A 17,319-nucleotide genomic window follows, 5' to 3' on the forward strand; every position below is an offset into this window, starting at 1 on the left:
AAGTGGAGTACATGTAGGCGGTGTCGGTAGAGAATTCCGCCGCACAGGTATCCACGCGCTTATAAACCGGGTGCAGATTATACTGCTCACGCAGCTTGCGTACTTCTGATTCGGCGACGCCAGCCAGCACCGCCAGACGCGCATCGGCAAAGCCTTTCCGCTTCAGTGTCCGCAGGAAATCGGCGGTCAGGCCGTTGATGCCTTCGCGAGCGACCTGCTCTTCCAGGCGCACCAGCTCTTCGATTTGCACCAGGAACCAGCGGTCAATATTGGTCAGGTTGAAGACGCCGTCCACGGACATCCCCGCGCGGAACGCATCAGCCACGTACCAGATGCGGTCACAGCCAGCATCCTTCAGCTCGCGGCGAATAGTGGTCAGCGCTTCGGCATCATTAAGGTCAACTTTCGGGTCAAATCCGTGTGCGCCCACTTCCAGGCCGCGCAGCGCTTTCTGCATCGATTCCTGCAGGGTACGGCCAATGGCCATCACTTCGCCCACCGATTTCATCTGCGTAGTCAGGCGGTCGTTAGTACCCGCAAACTTTTCAAAGTTAAAGCGAGGGATTTTCGTGACCACGTAATCGATAGAAGGCTCAAACGAGGCTGGCGTACGGCCACCGGTGATATCGTTCATCAGCTCGTCCAGCGTATAGCCGACGGCCAGCTTGGCGGCGATTTTCGCAATCGGGAAGCCGGTCGCTTTGGATGCCAGCGCCGAGGAGCGGGAAACGCGCGGGTTCATTTCGATAATGATCAAACGGCCATTTTCCGGATTGACCGAGAACTGCACGTTGGAGCCGCCGGTTTCCACCCCGATTTCACGCAGAACCGCCATTGAGGCGTTACGCATGACCTGGTATTCTTTGTCGGTCAGCGTTTGCGCAGGCGCTACGGTGATAGAGTCACCGGTATGGATGCCCATTGCGTCAAAGTTTTCAATGGAGCAGACAATGATGCAGTTATCATTTTTGTCGCGCACCACTTCCATTTCATACTCTTTCCAGCCGATCAGCGATTCATCAATCAACAGCTCGTTAGTAGGCGACAGATCCAGACCGCGCTCGCAAATCTCTTCAAATTCTTCGCGATTGTAAGCGATACCGCCACCGCTGCCGCCCATGGTAAAGGACGGACGGATAATGCAGGGGAAGCCGACGTCTTCAGCCACTTTCAGGGCCTCGTCCATGGTATGGGCAATGCCAGAACGCGCGGTTTCGAGGCCGATTTTCTTCATCGCCTTATCGAAACGCTGACGGTCTTCCGCTTTATCAATCGCATCTGCCGTGGCGCCAATCATGGTCACGCCGAATTCAGCCAGCACGCCCTGACGCTCCAGCTCCAGCGCACAGTTCAGCGCGGTCTGGCCGCCCATGGTCGGCAGCACGGCATCCGGCCGCTCTTTCTCAATAATTTTGCGTACCACTTCCCAGTGAATAGGCTCGATGTAGGTCGCATCGGCCATTTCCGGGTCGGTCATGATGGTCGCCGGGTTGGAGTTCACCAGGATAACGCGGTAGCCCTCTTCGCGCAGTGCTTTGCAGGCCTGCGCGCCAGAGTAGTCAAATTCACAGGCCTGGCCGATGACGATCGGACCCGCGCCCAGGATCAGGATACTTTTTATATCGGTACGTTTTGGCATTCTTTCGCTCCTGATTATTTATTTGAACGGTAGGCTTCGATCAGTTCGATAAAGTGATCGAACAGCGGTGCGGCGTCGTGCGGGCCCGGGCTGGCTTCAGGATGGCCCTGGAAGCTGAACGCCGGCTTATCCGTACGATGAATGCCCTGCACCGTGTGATCAAACAGCGAGGTATGGGTAATACGCAGGTTCGCTGGCAGGTTGGTATTGTCTACGGCAAAACCGTGGTTCTGCGCGGTAATCATTACGGTATTGTTGTCGTGATCTTTCACCGGATGGTTGCCACCGTGATGCCCCAACTTCATCTTCACGGTTTTTACTTCACTTGCCAGCGCCAGCAGCTGATGGCCCAGGCAGATGCCAAACACCGGAATTTCCGTTTCCAGAAAAGTTTTAATCGCGGCGATAGCGTAGTCGCAAGGTTCCGGATCGCCCGGGCCATTAGAGAGGAAGATCCCGTCCGGGTTCATCTTCAACACCTCTTCCGCTGGCGTTTGTGCCGGCACCACCGTCAGGCGACAGCCGCGATCTACCAGCATACGCAGGATGTTGCGCTTCACGCCGTAGTCATACGCCACCACGTGGAAAGGCAGTTCTTCTTCTTTCTTCGGCGCGGGCAAGCCATCCAGCGTCCAGCTGCCCTGCAACCACTTATAGGTTTCTTTAGTGGTGACTTCTTTCGCCAGATCCATTCCCTTCAGCCCCGGAAAAGCTTTGGCTTTTTGCAGCGCCAGCGCGGCATCAGGCGCATCGCCCGCGATGATACAGCCGTTTTGCGCCCCTTTTTCACGCAGCAGGCGAGTCAGCTTACGCGTATCGATATCCGCAATGGCGACGATATTAAGACGCTTCAGGTAAGCGGAAAGCCCTTCTTCATTACGGAAGTTACTGGCGATTAACGGCAGGTCACGGATAACCAGGCCTTCAGCATGAACCTGAGCAGATTCCTCATCGGCGGTATTGGTGCCGACATTGCCGATGTGGGGATAAGTGAGGGTAACAATCTGGCGAGAATAGGAAGGATCAGTGAGGATTTCTTGATAACCGGTCATTGAAGTGTTGAAAACAACTTCACCCACTGCCGTTCCTGTTGCCCCGATGGCCCGACCGTGGAATTGGGTTCCGTCTTCCAGAACCAATAGCGCTGACTTAATCAAAACATCCTCCAGAGAATAAACAGTCACATTATTTGCATATTAATTCATAGGATACCCTTAGATCAATGCAAACCTGCCTGCCTGTTCGATTTTTGGCAAATTGCGCGCATTCTAATGATCGCCCCGGCTGATGTCCACCCTGAAGCGTACTTTTTCATTGTTTTTTGCGCCACTGGCGTTAAAAGGGGATGATAGACAGCAAAAACAGCAACTATCACGATGATAAAAACGGTTGCCTGACCAAATGAAAAGAAAAAAGCGGCAAGGTGCGGTAAATAGTGGACCAAATGGTCAAAATTAACAAAGCATTCACTTAAAAAAGGGATATAACATCAAAAAATACTAATTATTAATAGAATATCACTTTAAATATCCATTTACACACAAAAATAAAAAAGAGTGGAAAATCCACCCTTAAATACAATAACTTAACTATAAAAACCTGAACCAAAAACGCTAGTCAACATTAAGATTAAGCACATCTTTCATATCAAATAAACCAACTTTATGGCCAATAGCCCAAATTGCCGCACGGACAGCTCCCTTTGCAAATGTCATTCTGCTCGAGGCCTTGTGTGTTATCTCTATACGTTCGCCAATATCAGCAAACATTGCCGTGTGCTCACCAACGATATCGCCAGCGCGAACGGTAGCAAAACCAATAGTTTGCGGCTTACGTTCGCCCGTGTGGCCTTCCCGGCTATAGACCGCATGTTCGTTCAGATCCCAGTCCATGGCATCTGCAATGGCTTCTCCCATGGCCAGGGCGGTGCCGGAGGGGGCGTCAACCTTATGGCGATGGTGTGCTTCGATAATCTCGATATCCGCATAGTCACCCATTACCTGTGCCGTTTTCTCCAGCAGCTTCAGCACCAGATTGACCCCTACGCTAAAGTTGGCGGCAAAAACGATGGCGATCTCTTCTGCCGCCGCGTTGATGGCTGCCTTACCGGCGTCATCAAAGCCCGTGGTGCCGATGACCATCGCTTTTTGGTGCTGACGGCAAAAAGCCAGATACTCCAGCGTGCCTTCGGGACGCGTAAAATCGATCAGCACATCAAACTCATCGGCCACAAGCTGGTCGCTGACCTTAACGCCCAGCATACCGGTACCAGCCAGCTCGCCTGCATCAACACCCGTCAAAGAAGAGCCTTTGCGCACCAGGGCTGCTCCCAGGCAAACGCCTTCCGCTTCCTGAGTGGCCTGAATTAACTGACGCCCCATACGTCCCGCGGCGCCCACAATAGCCAGGCGGATCTGTGCCTCTTTCATAATGGTTCCCTTAATTCTTAATAGACAAAACGGAGACAGGTTAACGACGCGCTACCCACTCCGCCACCTTAAAAGCGGTTGGATAAGAATTTTGTGCCGCACCAGAAAGATTATCAGTGAAACCAATCAGGCAGGCCGGGAAAGGAGCAAAAAAACGCTCCGCTCCGGCAAGCCCTGATGCTGTGCCTTGTGACTTTGTCATGTTCACCCACCCGACCCAGGGTGCCTGCCCGTTGGCCTGAGGCGTTTGCCTGTTGGCCTGAGGCGTTTGCCTGTTGGCCTGAGGCGTTTGCCTGTTGGCCTGAGGCGTTTGCCTGTTGGCCTGAGGTGTTTGCCTGTTGGCATGAGGTGTTTGCCTGTTAGTCTGAGGTGTTTGCCTGGACAGGCCGACGCTTTTGCCTGCCCCGGCCATTTTGTAACCTGAGGCTTTTCCCGCCATTTGCACAGCGATTTCCAGCTATTTTGCCGTTAACCCGTGTTTTCGCTTTTACGGCAGGCGCGGATAGGCATCAGCAATCTTGTCGCCGGTAAACCTCGCAACCCAGCCTTCCTGATTGTCGAAAATGCGGATGGCGGTAAAGTGCGGTGAAGACCCCATATCGAACCAGTGTGGCGTCCCCGCAGGAACAGAAATGAGATCGTTCTTTTCACAAAGGATTTGATAAATATGTCCGTCCAGATGCAGGCAAAACAGGCCCGTGCCCTCAACAAAAAATCGCACTTCGTCTTCGTCGTGCGTATGTTCGGCAAGAAACTTTTCCCGTAGCGCCTCTTTCTGCGGATTGTCTGCCCGCATACTGATCACATCCCAACTCTGGTAGCCTTTTTCCGCCACCAGCCGATCGATAGCATGCTGATAGGCGTCGATCACCGTCTCCGGCTGAGGATCCACCCCCGTATCGCGATCCGCTTCCCAACGCTCAAAGCGTACGCCTTCTCCGCTCAGTTTCTGCCGGATTGCTTCTGCATCGTGACTTTGCCAAATGGGATCTTTCGCTTCGCGGTCGGTAAAAATGGTCAGTGCGCTCATAAAAACGGCTCCAGAGAAATTTGATCAAACCGGTTAACCTGAGAGTGTCGGCTGCTGTCGTCCGCTGCATCACGGATTAGCTGCACGGTATGCCAGCCTGCTTCCTGTGCAGCATCCAGTTCCTGACGAATATCTGACAAAAACAGCAGCTCGTCCGGCGCCAGACCGATATCTGCGGCAATATTGCGGTAGGAGACTGTTTCGCGCTTGGCCCCGACGCGCGTATCAAAATAGCCGCTGAATAGCGAGGTAATATCACCCTCGTCGCTGTAGCCAAATAACAATTTCTGCGCAGCTACCGAGCCGGATGAATAAACATACAGCCCGATCCCGTCTTTCTGCCAGGCTTTCAGCGCAGGCAGCACGTCTGGATAGAGATGGCCGGTAAAGTTGCCGTTAAGGTAGCCGTCGCGCCAGACCATACCCTGCAACGCTTTGAGCGCGGTGGATTTGCGGTCTTCATCCATAAACCCGAACAGCACGGTGATGAGATCCTCTACCGTAGCCTGCGGCTGCGCGATTTCCTCACGCAGATCGTTCAACACCTGCGCCACCTCTTCCCTGTGCTGAAAAGCGGTCATAAAGGCCGCCAGGTTCTGGCGAGCATAGGGGAAAAGCACGTTATGCACGAAGCGTATATCGCTGGTGGTGCCTTCAATATCGGTAACAATGGCGCGGATCATTTGGCCTCCAACAGTCGACGCTGTAATTCACACTGGAACAGGAACTCCAGCCCTTCAAGATGCCGACGCGCCTCGTTAACGTCCCTGCCCCAGCAGGTCAGTCCGTGGCCGCGCAGCAGAAAACCGTAGCGCAGCGGATGGCTGTCAGCATACTGTTCAACGCGTTTTGCCAGTGCCTCAATATCCTGATCGTTGTCGAACAGCGCAATGGCAACCTCACCCAGATGCGAGCTTTGTCCGGCAAGCGTTTTCTGCATTTCATAGCCTTGCAGCACCAGTGCAGTGCGCTTCTCAATTCTGGATAACACGGTCGCGTTCACCGTGTGCGTATGCAGTACCGCACCCGCCTCCGGGAACAGACGATAAATCAGCGTATGCAATCCTGTCTCTGCTGAAGGTCTGCGGCCGGAAGGCGTATGGTTGGTAGCGATGGCGACCTGAATAAAGTCCTCGCGGGTCAGCGAGCCTTTATCTTTGCCGGATTCGCTAAGAAGGCAGAACTCGCTGTCCTGTCGCACCGACATATTGCCGCCGGTAGCCGGCGCCCAGCCCTTCGCGCCAATCCAGTGGCAGGCCGCCACCAGCTGATCTAACTGCGATGTTGTCATAGCCTTCCTTTTCAAGCATTAAGCGCGGTATAACCTTATCGTTTAGACGTCTAAGCGTCTTGATTGCTAAATACTAGCATCGACGCTATAGTGGCGGCAACGGGCTAAAACATATCCATAACGTTCCGCAAGGGTTACCGATAATGAGCCAGAGTTCAATAACGCCTGAGAGCAAACTCCCCGCTCTGGGCACCACTATTTTTTCGCAAATGAGCGCGCTGGCGCAGCAGCATAACGCCATTAACCTTTCTCAGGGCTTCCCGGATTTCGATGGCCCGGACTATCTGAAAGCGCGTCTCGCCCATCATGTCAGCGAAGGTGCCAATCAGTATGCCCCCATGACCGGCGCGCAGCCGCTGCGCGAAGCGATTGCGGCTAAAACGGCGGAGCTTTATGGCCATCACCCCGATGCCAACAGCGAAATCACGGTAACCGCAGGCGCCACCGAGGCGCTATATGCCGCCATCACCGCGCTGGTGCGACCGGGTGATGAAGCGATCTGTTTCGATCCCAGCTACGATAGCTACGCGCCGGCAGTGACGCTGGCCGGCGGCGTGATGAAGCGCATCGCTTTACAGCCTCCGGCCTTTCGCGTCGACTGGCAAGAATTTGCCGCCCTGCTGACGCCCCGTACCCGCCTGGTTATCCTCAATACGCCACACAATCCTTCCGCCACGGTCTGGCAAAAAAGTGATTTCGCCGAGCTGTGGCAGGCAGTGAAAGATCGGGAAATCTATGTGCTGAGTGACGAGGTCTACGAACATATCTGCTTTGCCAAAGAGGGTCACGCCAGCGTGCTGGCACACCCCCAGCTGCGTGAGCGTGCAATTGCCGTATCGTCGTTCGGCAAAACTTTTCATATGACCGGCTGGAAAGTTGGCTACTGCGTGGCGCCGCCAGCCCTGACGGCCGAAGTGCGCAAGGTGCATCAGTATCTGACATTCGCCGTCAACACCCCTGCGCAACTGGCGCTGGCCGATATGCTGAACGCCGAACCGGAACATTACCGCGAACTGACAACGTTTTACCGTGCCCGCCGCGACCGTTTTGTGCAGGCGCTGGCGAAAAGCCGTTTGCGCATCCTGCCGTGTGAAGGCACTTATTTTCTGCTGGCCGACTACAGCGCCGTGTCCGATTTGAATGACGTGGCTTTCTGTCAATGGCTGACAAAAGAAGCCGGCGTGGCGGCGATCCCGCTGTCAGTTTTCTGTGCCGGGCCTTTCCCCCATAAGCTTATTCGCCTGTGCTTCGCTAAACAGGAAGCCACGCTGGATGCAGCAGCGGAGCGGCTATGTCAGCTTTAAACCTGAGCGTTTTGCAGCAGCCGCTGGTCTGGATGGACGGCGAGGCCAATCTGCGTTTTTTTGACGTGCTGTTAGCCGGATTAACAGGCCGTGACCTGATTTTGCTGCCCGAAATGTTTACCACTGGCTTTGCGATGGAAGCAGCGAAAAGCTCGCTGCCGGAAGCGCGTGTCATCGCCTGGCTACAGGATAAAGCTCGCTCAACAAACGCGATGATCGGCGGCAGCGTTGCCGTTCAGACGCCTTTGGGAGCGGTCAATCGCTTTCTACTGGTAGAACCAAACGGCACGGCGCATCGCTACGACAAGCGTCATCTGTTTCGTATGGCTGGTGAGCACCAGCACTACCTGGCAGGCGAAAAGCGTGAGATTGTGGCGTTTCGCGGCTGGCGTATTCTGCCGCAGATTTGCTATGACCTGCGTTTTCCGGTGTTTTCCCGCAGCCGCAACGATTACGATTTGGCGCTGTATGTCGCTAACTGGCCGGCAGCACGAGCGGCGCACTGGCAGGCGCTGCTGCTGGCGCGGGCTATTGAAAATCAAGCTTATGTGGCCGGTTGTAATCGCACAGGTAATGATGCCAACGGCCATAGCTACAGCGGCGACAGCCGAATCATTAGCCCGCAGGGTGAAATCCTGGCGGCTGGCGAACCGCATCAGCCAGCGGTGCTGAACGCGCAGCTGTTGCTGGAGACGCTGCGGGAATATCGGGAGCGCTTTCCGGCATGGCGCGATGCCGATGAGTTTACTTTTTAAAAAAGTGACCTGACATTCCGGCCCTGGTCGATTTTCCTGCGCGCTTACCGAGCCTTTTTTTGGCATCCTTCAGCTCCAGGCCCTGCAAAGCAACGGGGTCAGCTGCCGCGATAGGTGGACCACGACCATGGCGAAATCAGGAAAGGCAGGTGATAATGACTGCCCGTTTCCGACAGCATAAAATCGATTTGGGCGCTGACGTAGAGCGCGTCGCGGCCGTCAGCGGCAAAGTAGTCGCCAATTTCGGCAATTAAACGATAATGACCCGGTGCCAGCGGCTCGGGGGTCAGGTCTTTGAGGCGGCCTTCTGCATCGGTCTCGCCCTGCGCCACTGGCAGCCAACCCTGACTGCTGTTCTGCTCCAGCGAAACGGCAACGCCCCTTGCCGGCTTGCCCAGCGCGGTATCCAGAATATGGGTGGTAATCGTGCTCATGGCGTTTTCCTTTGCAAATTTAGGTTATTGAAACGTCTCTTTCAGGCGTAGCAGCGTAATTTCTCGCAGCTGCCCGAGCGCCTCCTGCTGCTCCTGTTGCGGATTATGTGCCAGACGACGATGCAGCTCGGCCAGCATTTCCGCCGCGCTTCGCCCTTTGGCGCGGATTAAAAACACCCGGCCAAAACGCTGTTCGTAAGCGGCGTTTCCTGCCTGCAGCGCCGCTTTCAACTCGACATCAGCCGCTTTCATGCTGCTCTGTTCGCCCCTGGAAAGCGTGGCCTCTTTGTCGCTACCCCGCGCCTTTTCACCGATGCGTGGATGTGCGGAAAGCGCCTTGTCCAGCGCCTGAACGTCCCAGTCGCTCGCCAGTCGTTCGCCGGTTTGCAGCAGTTCGTCCAGCGACGCGAAAGGTCGTGCGGCCACCATACCCTCCACCCAGTTTTCCAGCGCGACGCAGTGGGCGATGTGCTTTCTGGCCTCGGCAACCGGGGCCTGGTTAAACTGTTCAGGCGACACGCTGACCTCCGATACTCCCGGCAGACATGGCTATCTCACTGACCGCTGTAGTCCAGGCGCGAACCGCCTTCGCGACATCTTCCGTTCTGACCGACTCGGCCGGATGATGGCTGATGCCGCGATCGCAGCGAACAAATAACATCCCGACCGGCCACCGTTCCGCCATCGCAATCGCATCGTGCCCTGCACCGCTGGGCAAAGAAAGCGAGCGTCCCTGTACCGCCGTGACCGCCTGGCTCAGCACCGCCTGAAGCTTTGTGTCGCAGCGCGTGGCCGGGATCTGATAATAGGTTTCGGCACTAAAGCTCAGGCCGCGCCGCAGCGCTATCGCTTCGGCCTGGGTCAGCAATTCTGACAACAATTCTGCCAGTGCCCGATCTTCCGGCCCCCGCACGTCCAGACTCAGCGCGACTTCACCCGGGATCACATTTACCGCGCCCGGCTGGCACTGTAGCGTGCCTACCGTTGCTACCAGCTGTGGCCCGTGCTTTGGTGCCGCCTGTTCAATAAAAACCATCCATTCTGCCGCCGCCGCCAGCGCATCTTTACGATGCGTCATCGGCACCGTGCCCGCATGGCCCGCCTCGCCGGTAAAACGACAGTTCAGACGGCGCGCACCGTTAATTGCCGTAACCACGCCCAGCGCCAGGTCTTCCTGCTCCAGACAGGGGCCTTGCTCTATATGCAGCTCCAGATAGGCGACGATATCTTTTACCTCACGTGCCGCCTCGCCAATGGCCTGTGCATCCAGCCCAACGTCAGCCATTGCCTGCGCCACGGTAATACTGTTGCCGTCGGGATGGCTGACCCAGCTTTCCGGCCAGCTGCCGGTCAGGCCACGACTGCCCAGCAGCGTGATGCCGAAGCGCGTTCCTTCTTCGTCGCCGAAGCCGACGATTTCCACAGCCAACGGCAGCCGCAGATTTTGCTGGTGCAACGCCCGGACGGCTTCAATCGCGGTGACTACGCCAAGCATCCCGTCATAGCGGCCCGCATTGCGCACGGTATCCAGATGCGATCCCAGCAGCAACGCGGGCGCATCAGGCTGCTGCCCTTCATAACGACCACAAATATTGCCAACGCTGTCCTGCCAGACGCGCATGCCAGCCTCGGCCATCCAGTCACCTACCAGCCTGTTGGCCTGAAGATGTTCAGGAGAGAGGTAAACACGGGTCAGCGCGTCCGGCGTTTCGCTGATTGCCGCCAGGCGATCGCAGCGTGCCATCACCCTGGCCGCCGCCTGCTGCGCGGCGGCAAGATTCATCAGTTCCATCAGCGGCTCCCGACGGCGTAGCGATCCCAGGCGGCCTGCATCGCCGCACCCTGCGGCGTTTTATATCCCAGCCAGGTCAGCACCGATTCCAGCGCGCTCAGCGTCTGCATCACGCAGTCTTTACGGGCGTTATAGCCCATGGTGCCGATACGCCAGACCTTGCCGTGCAGCGGGCCGAATGAAGTGCCGATTTCGATGCCGAAGTCCTCAAGCATCAGCTTGCGTACCCGATCGCCGTTAATGCCCTGCGGGATCACTACGCCCAGCACATTGTTCATCTTGTGCTTCAGATCGCCAAAAGTTTCCAGCCCCATGCCCTGAATACCTTTCAGCAGCGCGTCGCCATGCAGCTCGTGGCGGGCGATGCCGTTATCCAGGCCTTCCTGCATAATCAGCCGCGCGCATTCGCGTGCGCCAAAGAGCGCTGACGTCGCTTCAGTATGGTGGTTTAACCGTTCCGGCCCCCAGTAATCCATGATCATTCCAAGATCGAAATAGTTGGAATAGATCATCTCGTCATCGCCATCCTGATGCGCCGAGGTACGGATCCCTTCCTCCACGCATTTGCGTTTGCGGATCACCGCTTCCATTTCAGGGCTTAGCGTGACTGGCGATGTCCCGGACGGCCCGCCAAGGCATTTCTGCATGCCGGCAGAGACCGCATCCAGCCCCCAGGCATCGGTTTCCAGCGCGTTTCCGGCCAGCGAGGCAGTGGCATCGGTGTAGAACAGCACGCCATATTTTTTACAGATACCGCCCAGATCGGCCAGCGGCTGCAGCATGGTGGTGGAAGTATCGCCCTGCACGGTCAGCAGCAAACGGGGACGCACGGTTTTGATCGCATCTTCAATCCGATCCGGCGTAAACACTTCGCCCCACGGCACTTCGATAGTGTGAACCTCTGCGCGGCAGCGGCGAGCAATTTCGCACAGCAGATGACCAAAGCGGCCAAAAACCGGCACCAGCACTTTATCGCCAGGGCGGATCGCCGACAGCAGCACGGCTTCGATGCCCGCGCGGGAAGTGCCGTCAATCAACAGCGTCCAGCGGTTCTGCGTACGAAACACGCCGCGATACAGTTCCATCACCTCGTTCATATAGTGAGTCATGGCCGGATCGTACTGCCCGAGCAGTTGGCTGGACATGGCGCGTAATACACGAGGATCGGCGTTAATTGGCCCAGGCCCCATCAACAGGCGCTGCGGCGGATTGATTTGCGGATAGCGGGTTACATCCATTTCGTTTCCTTCTCTTAAAGATCCGGCGCTTAGCTCAGGCCACGCACCGATGAGATAAACTGTTTCAGTTCCTGCGTCTGCGGGCTGGCGAACACGCTTTTGCTGTCTCCCTGCTCCCAGACACGGCCCTGATGCATAAACACCACGCGGTCGCCCACTTCACGGGCGAAATTCATTTCGTGTGTGACTAAGATCAGCGTCATCCCTTCCCGAGCCAGCTGCTCAAGTACCTTCAGCACTTCGCCTACCAGCTCCGGGTCGAGCGCCGAGGTGATTTCATCGCACAGTAAGACCTTAGGCGTCATCGCCAACGCTCGCGCAATCGCCACACGCTGCTGCTGGCCGCCGGAAAGATTGGCCGGGTAGTAATTCATTCGCTCGCTTAAGCCCACCTTTTCCAGCATTTGCGCGGCCAGCTCCCGGCATTCGGCCTCTTTCTTTTTTAACACGCGCCTCGGTGCCAGCATGACGTTTTCCAGCGCGGTCATATGCGGGAACAGGTTGAAGTTCTGGAATACCATGCCGACAGAACGACTGATTTCACGTGCCTGTGAGTCGCGGTCGGTAATGGTCATACCGCCCAGCTTGATGCTGCCTTCCTGATAACCTTCCAGCCCGTTAATGCAGCGCAGCAGCGTGCTTTTCCCCGATCCGCTGCGGCCGATAATCGAGATGACTTCACCCATATCAATATCCAGATCCACGCCTTTTAAAACGTGGTTGTCGCCGTAATATTTCTGTACCTGATTAATGGTGATGAGCGGCATTGAATTTTTTCTCCAGGTACTGGCTGTAGCGCGACAGCGGATAGCAGATCAGGAAGTAGCCCAGCGCCACCAGCCCGAAAACTTTAAAAGGTTGATAAGTTACGTTATTGAGGATGGTGCCCGCCTTGGTCAGCTCGACAAAGCCGATAATCGACGCCAGCGCAGTGCCTTTTACCACCTGCACGGCAAAACCGATGGTCGGCGCAATGCCGATGCGCAGCGCCTGCGGCAGCACCACGCGATACAGTGTCTGTCCTCCCGACAGCCCCAGGCAGCGCGAGGCTTCCCACTGTCCTTTCGGCAATGCGTTAATGCTGCCAAACCAGATATCGATCAGAAAGGCGCTGGTATAAAGCGTCAGCGCCAGCGAGGCGGCCGTCCAGGGAGAAACATCAATACCAAACAGCGCCACGCCGAAAAACGCCAGGAACAGTTGCATCAGCAAAGGCGTCCCCTGGAAAAGCGCGCTGTAGGCGCTAATCATCCGGTTGGGCCAGCGACGACGCGTCAGGCGAACCATTACCAGCGGCATGGCCACCAGCGTGCCGCCAAAAAAAGCGGTCAACGACAGCAGCAGCGTCCAGCGAGCCGCCAGCAGCAAATTGCGCAAAATATCCCAGTCGGTAAAAGAGGTCATTAAGCCGCTCCTCCCAGCCATTTACGTCCGGCTGCCAGCAGCAGCTGACGCATAGCGATCGACAACGCCAGATAAATCAGCGTGGTGACCAGATAGACTTCGAAGCTTAAAAATGTACGCGACTGGATCAGGTTGGCGGCAAAGGTCAGCTCTTCATAAGAGACCTGCGAGACCACGGATGAACCCAACATCACGATGATGCACTGGCTAATCAGTGCCGGATAGATACGCTTCAGGGCAGGCGGCAGCACCACGCGCAGAAACGTCTGCGACCGCGTAAGACCAAGCACCCGGCCCGCCTCCCACTGCCCTTGCGGTGTAACCTGAATGCCTGCGCGAATAATTTCCGTACTGTAGGCGCCCAGGTTGATCAACATCGCCAGCAGCGCCGCTTCGCCAGCGGTCAGTTTCAGCCCCAGATTCGGCAGGCCAAACACGATAAAAAACAGCTGCACCACAAACGGCGTGTTGCGGATCAGCTCAACATAGCCGCCCCACAGGCGACTGAGCGCCGAAGGGCGGCCGCTGCGCAGCGCTGCGCCCAGGATACCGAGCGCCACGCCACCTATCGTCGCCATCACGGTCAGCTGGATAGTGACCCAGAGTCCGGCCAGCAGCTGAGGCCAGTAAGGCAGCAGCGCCGAAAAGTCGAGTTGTTCCGTCATCGGCTGGCCCTTACGCGCTGAAGTCAGCCGGCAACGGGGCTTTCAGCCACTGCTGCGACAGCCCGCTCAGCGTTTTATCTTTGATCGCCTGTTCGATAAGGCTGTCCACCTTCGCTTTCAGCGCCGGCTCACCTTTACGCATGCCGATAAAACAGGGTGAATCTTTCAGCATAAATTTTGCCACCGGCGCTTTGTCTGCGTTCTGGCGCGCAATCGCTGCCACCACCAGATTGCCGGTTGCCACATACTGTACCTGGCCTGACAAATAAGCAGACAGCGTGGTGTTGTTATCTTCATACCGTTTCAGCTGCGCATCTTTTGGCGCGATCTCACTCAGTGCCATATCCTCTACCGCGCCACGAGTCACGCCAATCGACTTGCCGCTCAGCTCCGCCGCCTCTTTCAGGGCTGCGTCTTTCGGCCCGAACACGCCAAGGAAGAAAGGCGCATAGGCGCGGCTGAAAGCGATCACTTTTTCCCGCGCCGGGTTTTTACCCAGGCTGGAAATCACTAAATCCACTTTATCCGTCTGTAAATAGGGCACGCGATTAGCGCTGGTAACCGGCACCAGTTGCAACTTAAGTTTCATCTGGCTGGCAAGATAGCGTGCCATATCGATATCGTAACCCTGTGGCTGCAGCTCGGTGCCGACTGATCCAAAAGGAGGAAAGTCCTGGGGGACGGCCACACGAAGCACACCGCGTTTCTCTATGTCCTGAAGCTGATCTGCCTGTGCTACCTGAGTGAACAGCAACACCGCGACCGCGATTGCCAGTAACGCTTTTTTCATTTTCTCTTCCCCGGTTAAGCCAACATGAAACGAAAGATTCTTCTTTTCATCGTTTGCAACTAATGTGCCAGACACAAAAAAAGACGGGGCTGCGCAAAAATCGGGCAAAAAGAACGTTGAAAGAGCCTTGCATCCCTGTTGGCGCGACAGAAACAGTACGGAGAACAGCCTGCCAACAAGCGTAAAAAAGCCTTTATCTCTGCTTGTGGCAATGCCCTTAAATAAAGCAAAGCACCAAAATGGTGCCCTGTCAGCGCTGTTCTAACTCGTCCAGCTGGCCGTAAAGGTCGGCAATATGATGAATGCGCTGACGGCCTTTGCTGAGCAACTCGTGCAGGAGCGCATTGGTCAGCAGGTTAATCAGGCTGTTGGCGCAGGCGTAGCTGTCGAAAGCGGATACGCTGTCGAGCGGTGCGCAAAGCTGCCATGTCGCCAACGACAGGATCGCCTGCGCCTGCGGTTCACAAATCACCAGAGTGGGCACGCCAGCCTGCTGCAGCTGTTGCAGCAAAGGCTTAATAATGCGTGGACGACGACGAAAGGCTATCGCCACCACCACGTCGTCCGGCGTAATATCCGGTAACTCTTCCGCCAGCGTCTGCCCTGGCTGCGGCACGATGGCTACCTCGCCACGAGCCTGCAGCAGTTGCTGCCGAAGATGCAGCGCTACCGGCCAGGAGTTGCGCATTCCGACAATAAAGATGCGCCTGCTGGAGGCCAGCCTTTGCACCACCTCACTGAACTGCCCGGCATCCAGCTGGCTTACCCACTGCGTCAGATTCGCCATTTCTTGTTTGTAATGACGAGCCAGCAGCGTGTTGCCCTGTACCGCATCGCGGTTATCGGTCAGCGGCATCCCGCTCTGACGCAGCGTGCGTAATTCGTCACGCATATCGCGGTATTTCTCATAGCCAAGACGCTTGAATAAGCGGCTGACGGTCGCTTTAGAGACGCCGCTGAGCCTCGCCAGCTCGGCACTGTTATAGCTAATCAGATCGTCAAAGTGATCGAAGATGAAATCGGCCGTGCGCTGTTCCTGAGGCGAAAGCTGGGGATAATGGTTTTTCAGGCGCTCATCAAGCTGCTTCATGGCAGGGACCTTGTAACTTTTGTTTCAGAGAAGATAACTTATACAAATAACGTGCCTGGGGGGAAGTGCTCCGCATGAGCTTTGTTGCTGGCGCCCTTTTTCGACACCTGCCCCTGCCAACTCTGACAACCTGGAACAGCTCTTGCTTCCTTTTTTTCTCTGCCCCTGAAAATGAGAACGTGATGATACAAAGTAATCTCGCTCCGCTTGGCATGGCCGTAACACCCCATCACCTCGCCAGCGTCAGCGCGCTGGCCATTCTGCGCGAAGGCGGCAACGCGATTGAAGCTATGGTTGCGGCAGCGGCTACGATAGCCGTCGTTTATCCCCATATGAACGGCCTGGGCGGCGACGGCTTCTGGCTGATTGTCCCGCCTCAGGGCGATCCCATTGCTATTGATGCCAGTGGCGCGGCCGGATCGCTGGCCGATTTTGCTTTTTATGAGGGTGCGGCCACCATTCCCCATCGCGGGCCAAAATCAGCGTTGACGGTAGCCGGAACGGTCAGCGGTTGGTCGGAAGCGCTGACCGTAGCGAAAGAATTTAGCGGCACCGAGATGCCCGTTGCGCGCCTGCTGGCGGATGCCATCCGCTATGCGGCAGACGGTATTCCTGTTACCCGGTCTCAGGCCTCGGCTACCGCCAGCAAATATCATGAACTCGCGGCGCAACCGGGTTTCGCCGCTGCTTTCCTGCCGGATGGCGAGGTGCCGCGAGCGGGTAGCCGTTTTACTCAACCCGCGCTGGCAGACACACTGGCTCTCCTGACGGAACAAGGCCTCGACAGCTTTTACCGCGGTTCGCTGGCTACCCGGCTGGCGGCTGAAATGTCAGCGCTTGGCATGCCAATTACGCTGGAAGATCTGAATAAGCATCAGGCGAAACGCCGTAAGCCGTTAAGCATTCGACACGAATACGGCGACGTTTTTAATATGACGCCGCCCACTCAGGGCCTGGTGTCGCTGGCCATTTTAGGGATTACCAATCACCTGAAGATGGCAGAAGCAGACGAGGTGCAGACCATCCATCGTATCGTGGAGGCGACCAAGCTGGCTTTCGGCCTGCGCGACCGCCATATCACCGATCCGCTGCATATGCGCGAAGAAATGCAGGCATTGCTTGACTCTGACCAGTTGGAAACGCTGGCGAGGCAAATCAGCGACAGCCGGGCAGCCGACTGGGGCACCGGCAAAGGGCCGGGCGATACCGTATGGATGGGCGTTATGGACAGCAGCGGCCTGGCCGTCTCTTTTATTCAGAGCATTTATCACGAGTTCGGCAGCGGCGTGGTGCTCCCCGGTACGGGGATCACCTGGCAAAACCGCGGAGCAGCGTTCAGTCTGGATCCCGATCATCTGCTGGCTTTAGCGCCGGGTAAGCAGCCATTCCATACGCTTAATCCTGCCGCCGCACGCCTGAATGACGGCCGTACCATGGTGTATGGGTCGATGGGCGGCG

At 56.4% G+C, this 17,319-nt stretch carries 19 protein-coding genes; 3 read left to right on the forward strand and 16 right to left on the reverse strand.

Features of this window, described 5'->3' with window-relative positions:
• The 7 genes from carB to RTK32_RS07625 all read right to left on the reverse strand — a co-directional run.
• Window positions 1-1,639 (reverse strand): carbamoyl-phosphate synthase large subunit (carB, locus tag RTK32_RS07595; RefSeq protein WP_312042862.1); only part of this gene is annotated, 1,639 nt, incomplete at its 3' end.
• Window positions 1,640-1,653: 14 nt separating this feature from the next.
• A complete protein-coding gene (carA, locus tag RTK32_RS07600) occupies window positions 1,654-2,796 on the reverse strand; it encodes a glutamine-hydrolyzing carbamoyl-phosphate synthase small subunit (RefSeq protein WP_409451074.1) in 1,143 nt (380 codons plus the stop codon).
• Between the two features lie 456 nt (window positions 2,797-3,252).
• The gene (dapB, locus tag RTK32_RS07605) at window positions 3,253-4,068 is read right to left on the reverse strand and encodes a 4-hydroxy-tetrahydrodipicolinate reductase (RefSeq protein WP_312042864.1); all 816 of its coding nucleotides are present in this window, start codon (window positions 4,066-4,068) and stop codon (window positions 3,253-3,255) included.
• A 40-nt stretch (window positions 4,069-4,108) separates the two neighbouring features.
• Entirely contained in the window at window positions 4,109-4,270 is a 162-nt protein-coding gene (locus RTK32_RS07610; protein WP_312042865.1) for a hypothetical protein, read from the reverse strand.
• A 285-nt stretch (window positions 4,271-4,555) separates the two neighbouring features.
• A complete protein-coding gene (locus tag RTK32_RS07615; protein ID WP_312042866.1) occupies window positions 4,556-5,098 on the reverse strand; it encodes an acireductone dioxygenase in 543 nt (180 codons plus the stop codon).
• Window positions 5,095-5,781, reverse strand: a complete 687-nt coding sequence (mtnC, locus tag RTK32_RS07620) for an acireductone synthase (protein WP_312042867.1) — start codon at window positions 5,779-5,781, stop codon at window positions 5,095-5,097. The genes RTK32_RS07615 and mtnC overlap by 4 nt, the downstream gene beginning before the upstream one ends.
• The gene (locus RTK32_RS07625; protein WP_312042868.1) at window positions 5,778-6,389 is read right to left on the reverse strand and encodes a methylthioribulose 1-phosphate dehydratase; all 612 of its coding nucleotides are present in this window, start codon (window positions 6,387-6,389) and stop codon (window positions 5,778-5,780) included. The genes mtnC and RTK32_RS07625 overlap by 4 nt, the downstream gene beginning before the upstream one ends.
• Window positions 6,390-6,532: 143 nt before the next feature.
• Here RTK32_RS07625 and RTK32_RS07630 point away from each other — a divergent pair, with 143 nt between their 5' ends.
• Both RTK32_RS07630 and RTK32_RS07635 read left to right on the forward strand, forming a co-directional pair.
• A complete protein-coding gene (locus RTK32_RS07630; protein ID WP_312042869.1) occupies window positions 6,533-7,693 on the forward strand; it encodes a pyridoxal phosphate-dependent aminotransferase in 1,161 nt (386 codons plus the stop codon).
• Entirely contained in the window at window positions 7,681-8,448 is a 768-nt protein-coding gene (locus tag RTK32_RS07635; RefSeq protein ID WP_312042870.1) for an amidohydrolase, read from the forward strand. The genes RTK32_RS07630 and RTK32_RS07635 overlap by 13 nt, the downstream gene beginning before the upstream one ends.
• Before the next feature lie 98 nt (window positions 8,449-8,546).
• Here RTK32_RS07635 and uraH read toward each other — a convergent pair whose 3' ends face one another.
• The 9 genes from uraH to hpxU all read right to left on the reverse strand — a co-directional run bounded on the left by uraH (window position 8,547) and on the right by hpxU (window position 15,861).
• Window positions 8,547-8,882, reverse strand: a complete 336-nt coding sequence (uraH, locus tag RTK32_RS07640) for a hydroxyisourate hydrolase (protein ID WP_312042871.1) — start codon at window positions 8,880-8,882, stop codon at window positions 8,547-8,549.
• Window positions 8,883-8,906: 24 nt separating this feature from the next.
• Window positions 8,907-9,401 (reverse strand): 2-oxo-4-hydroxy-4-carboxy-5-ureidoimidazoline decarboxylase, encoded by a 495-nt coding sequence (gene uraD, locus RTK32_RS07645; protein WP_312042872.1) that lies wholly within the window; start codon window positions 9,399-9,401, stop codon window positions 8,907-8,909.
• Window positions 9,391-10,674 (reverse strand): allantoate amidohydrolase, encoded by a 1,284-nt coding sequence (gene hpxK, locus RTK32_RS07650; RefSeq protein WP_312042873.1) that lies wholly within the window; start codon window positions 10,672-10,674, stop codon window positions 9,391-9,393. The genes uraD and hpxK overlap by 11 nt, the downstream gene beginning before the upstream one ends.
• The gene (locus RTK32_RS07655) at window positions 10,674-11,912 is read right to left on the reverse strand and encodes an alanine--glyoxylate aminotransferase family protein (RefSeq protein WP_312042874.1); all 1,239 of its coding nucleotides are present in this window, start codon (window positions 11,910-11,912) and stop codon (window positions 10,674-10,676) included. The genes hpxK and RTK32_RS07655 overlap by 1 nt, the downstream gene beginning before the upstream one ends.
• A 29-nt stretch (window positions 11,913-11,941) precedes the next feature.
• Window positions 11,942-12,679 (reverse strand): amino acid ABC transporter ATP-binding protein, encoded by a 738-nt coding sequence (locus tag RTK32_RS07660; protein WP_312042875.1) that lies wholly within the window; start codon window positions 12,677-12,679, stop codon window positions 11,942-11,944.
• Entirely contained in the window at window positions 12,660-13,316 is a 657-nt protein-coding gene (locus RTK32_RS07665) for an amino acid ABC transporter permease (protein ID WP_312042876.1), read from the reverse strand. Before RTK32_RS07665 ends, RTK32_RS07660 begins: the two co-directional genes overlap by 20 nt.
• Window positions 13,316-13,981 (reverse strand): amino acid ABC transporter permease, encoded by a 666-nt coding sequence (locus RTK32_RS07670; RefSeq protein WP_312042877.1) that lies wholly within the window; start codon window positions 13,979-13,981, stop codon window positions 13,316-13,318. Before RTK32_RS07670 ends, RTK32_RS07665 begins: the two co-directional genes overlap by 1 nt.
• A gap of 10 nt (window positions 13,982-13,991) precedes the next feature.
• On the reverse strand, window positions 13,992-14,771 hold the full coding sequence (locus RTK32_RS07675; RefSeq protein ID WP_312042878.1) for a transporter substrate-binding domain-containing protein: 780 nt from the start codon (window positions 14,769-14,771) through the stop codon (window positions 13,992-13,994).
• A 250-nt stretch (window positions 14,772-15,021) separates the two neighbouring features.
• Window positions 15,022-15,861: a MurR/RpiR family transcriptional regulator HpxU gene (gene hpxU, locus RTK32_RS07680; protein WP_312042879.1), complete on the reverse strand. Its 840-nt coding sequence runs from the start codon at window positions 15,859-15,861 to the stop codon at window positions 15,022-15,024.
• 182 nt (window positions 15,862-16,043) lie between these two features.
• Here hpxU and RTK32_RS07685 point away from each other — a divergent pair.
• On the forward strand, window positions 16,044-17,319 hold a 1,276-nt coding region (locus RTK32_RS07685; RefSeq protein ID WP_312042880.1), incomplete at its 3' end, for a gamma-glutamyltransferase.

This window comes from Erwinia sp., assembly GCF_031978025.1.
Classification (GTDB): domain Bacteria; phylum Pseudomonadota; class Gammaproteobacteria; order Enterobacterales; family Enterobacteriaceae; genus Erwinia.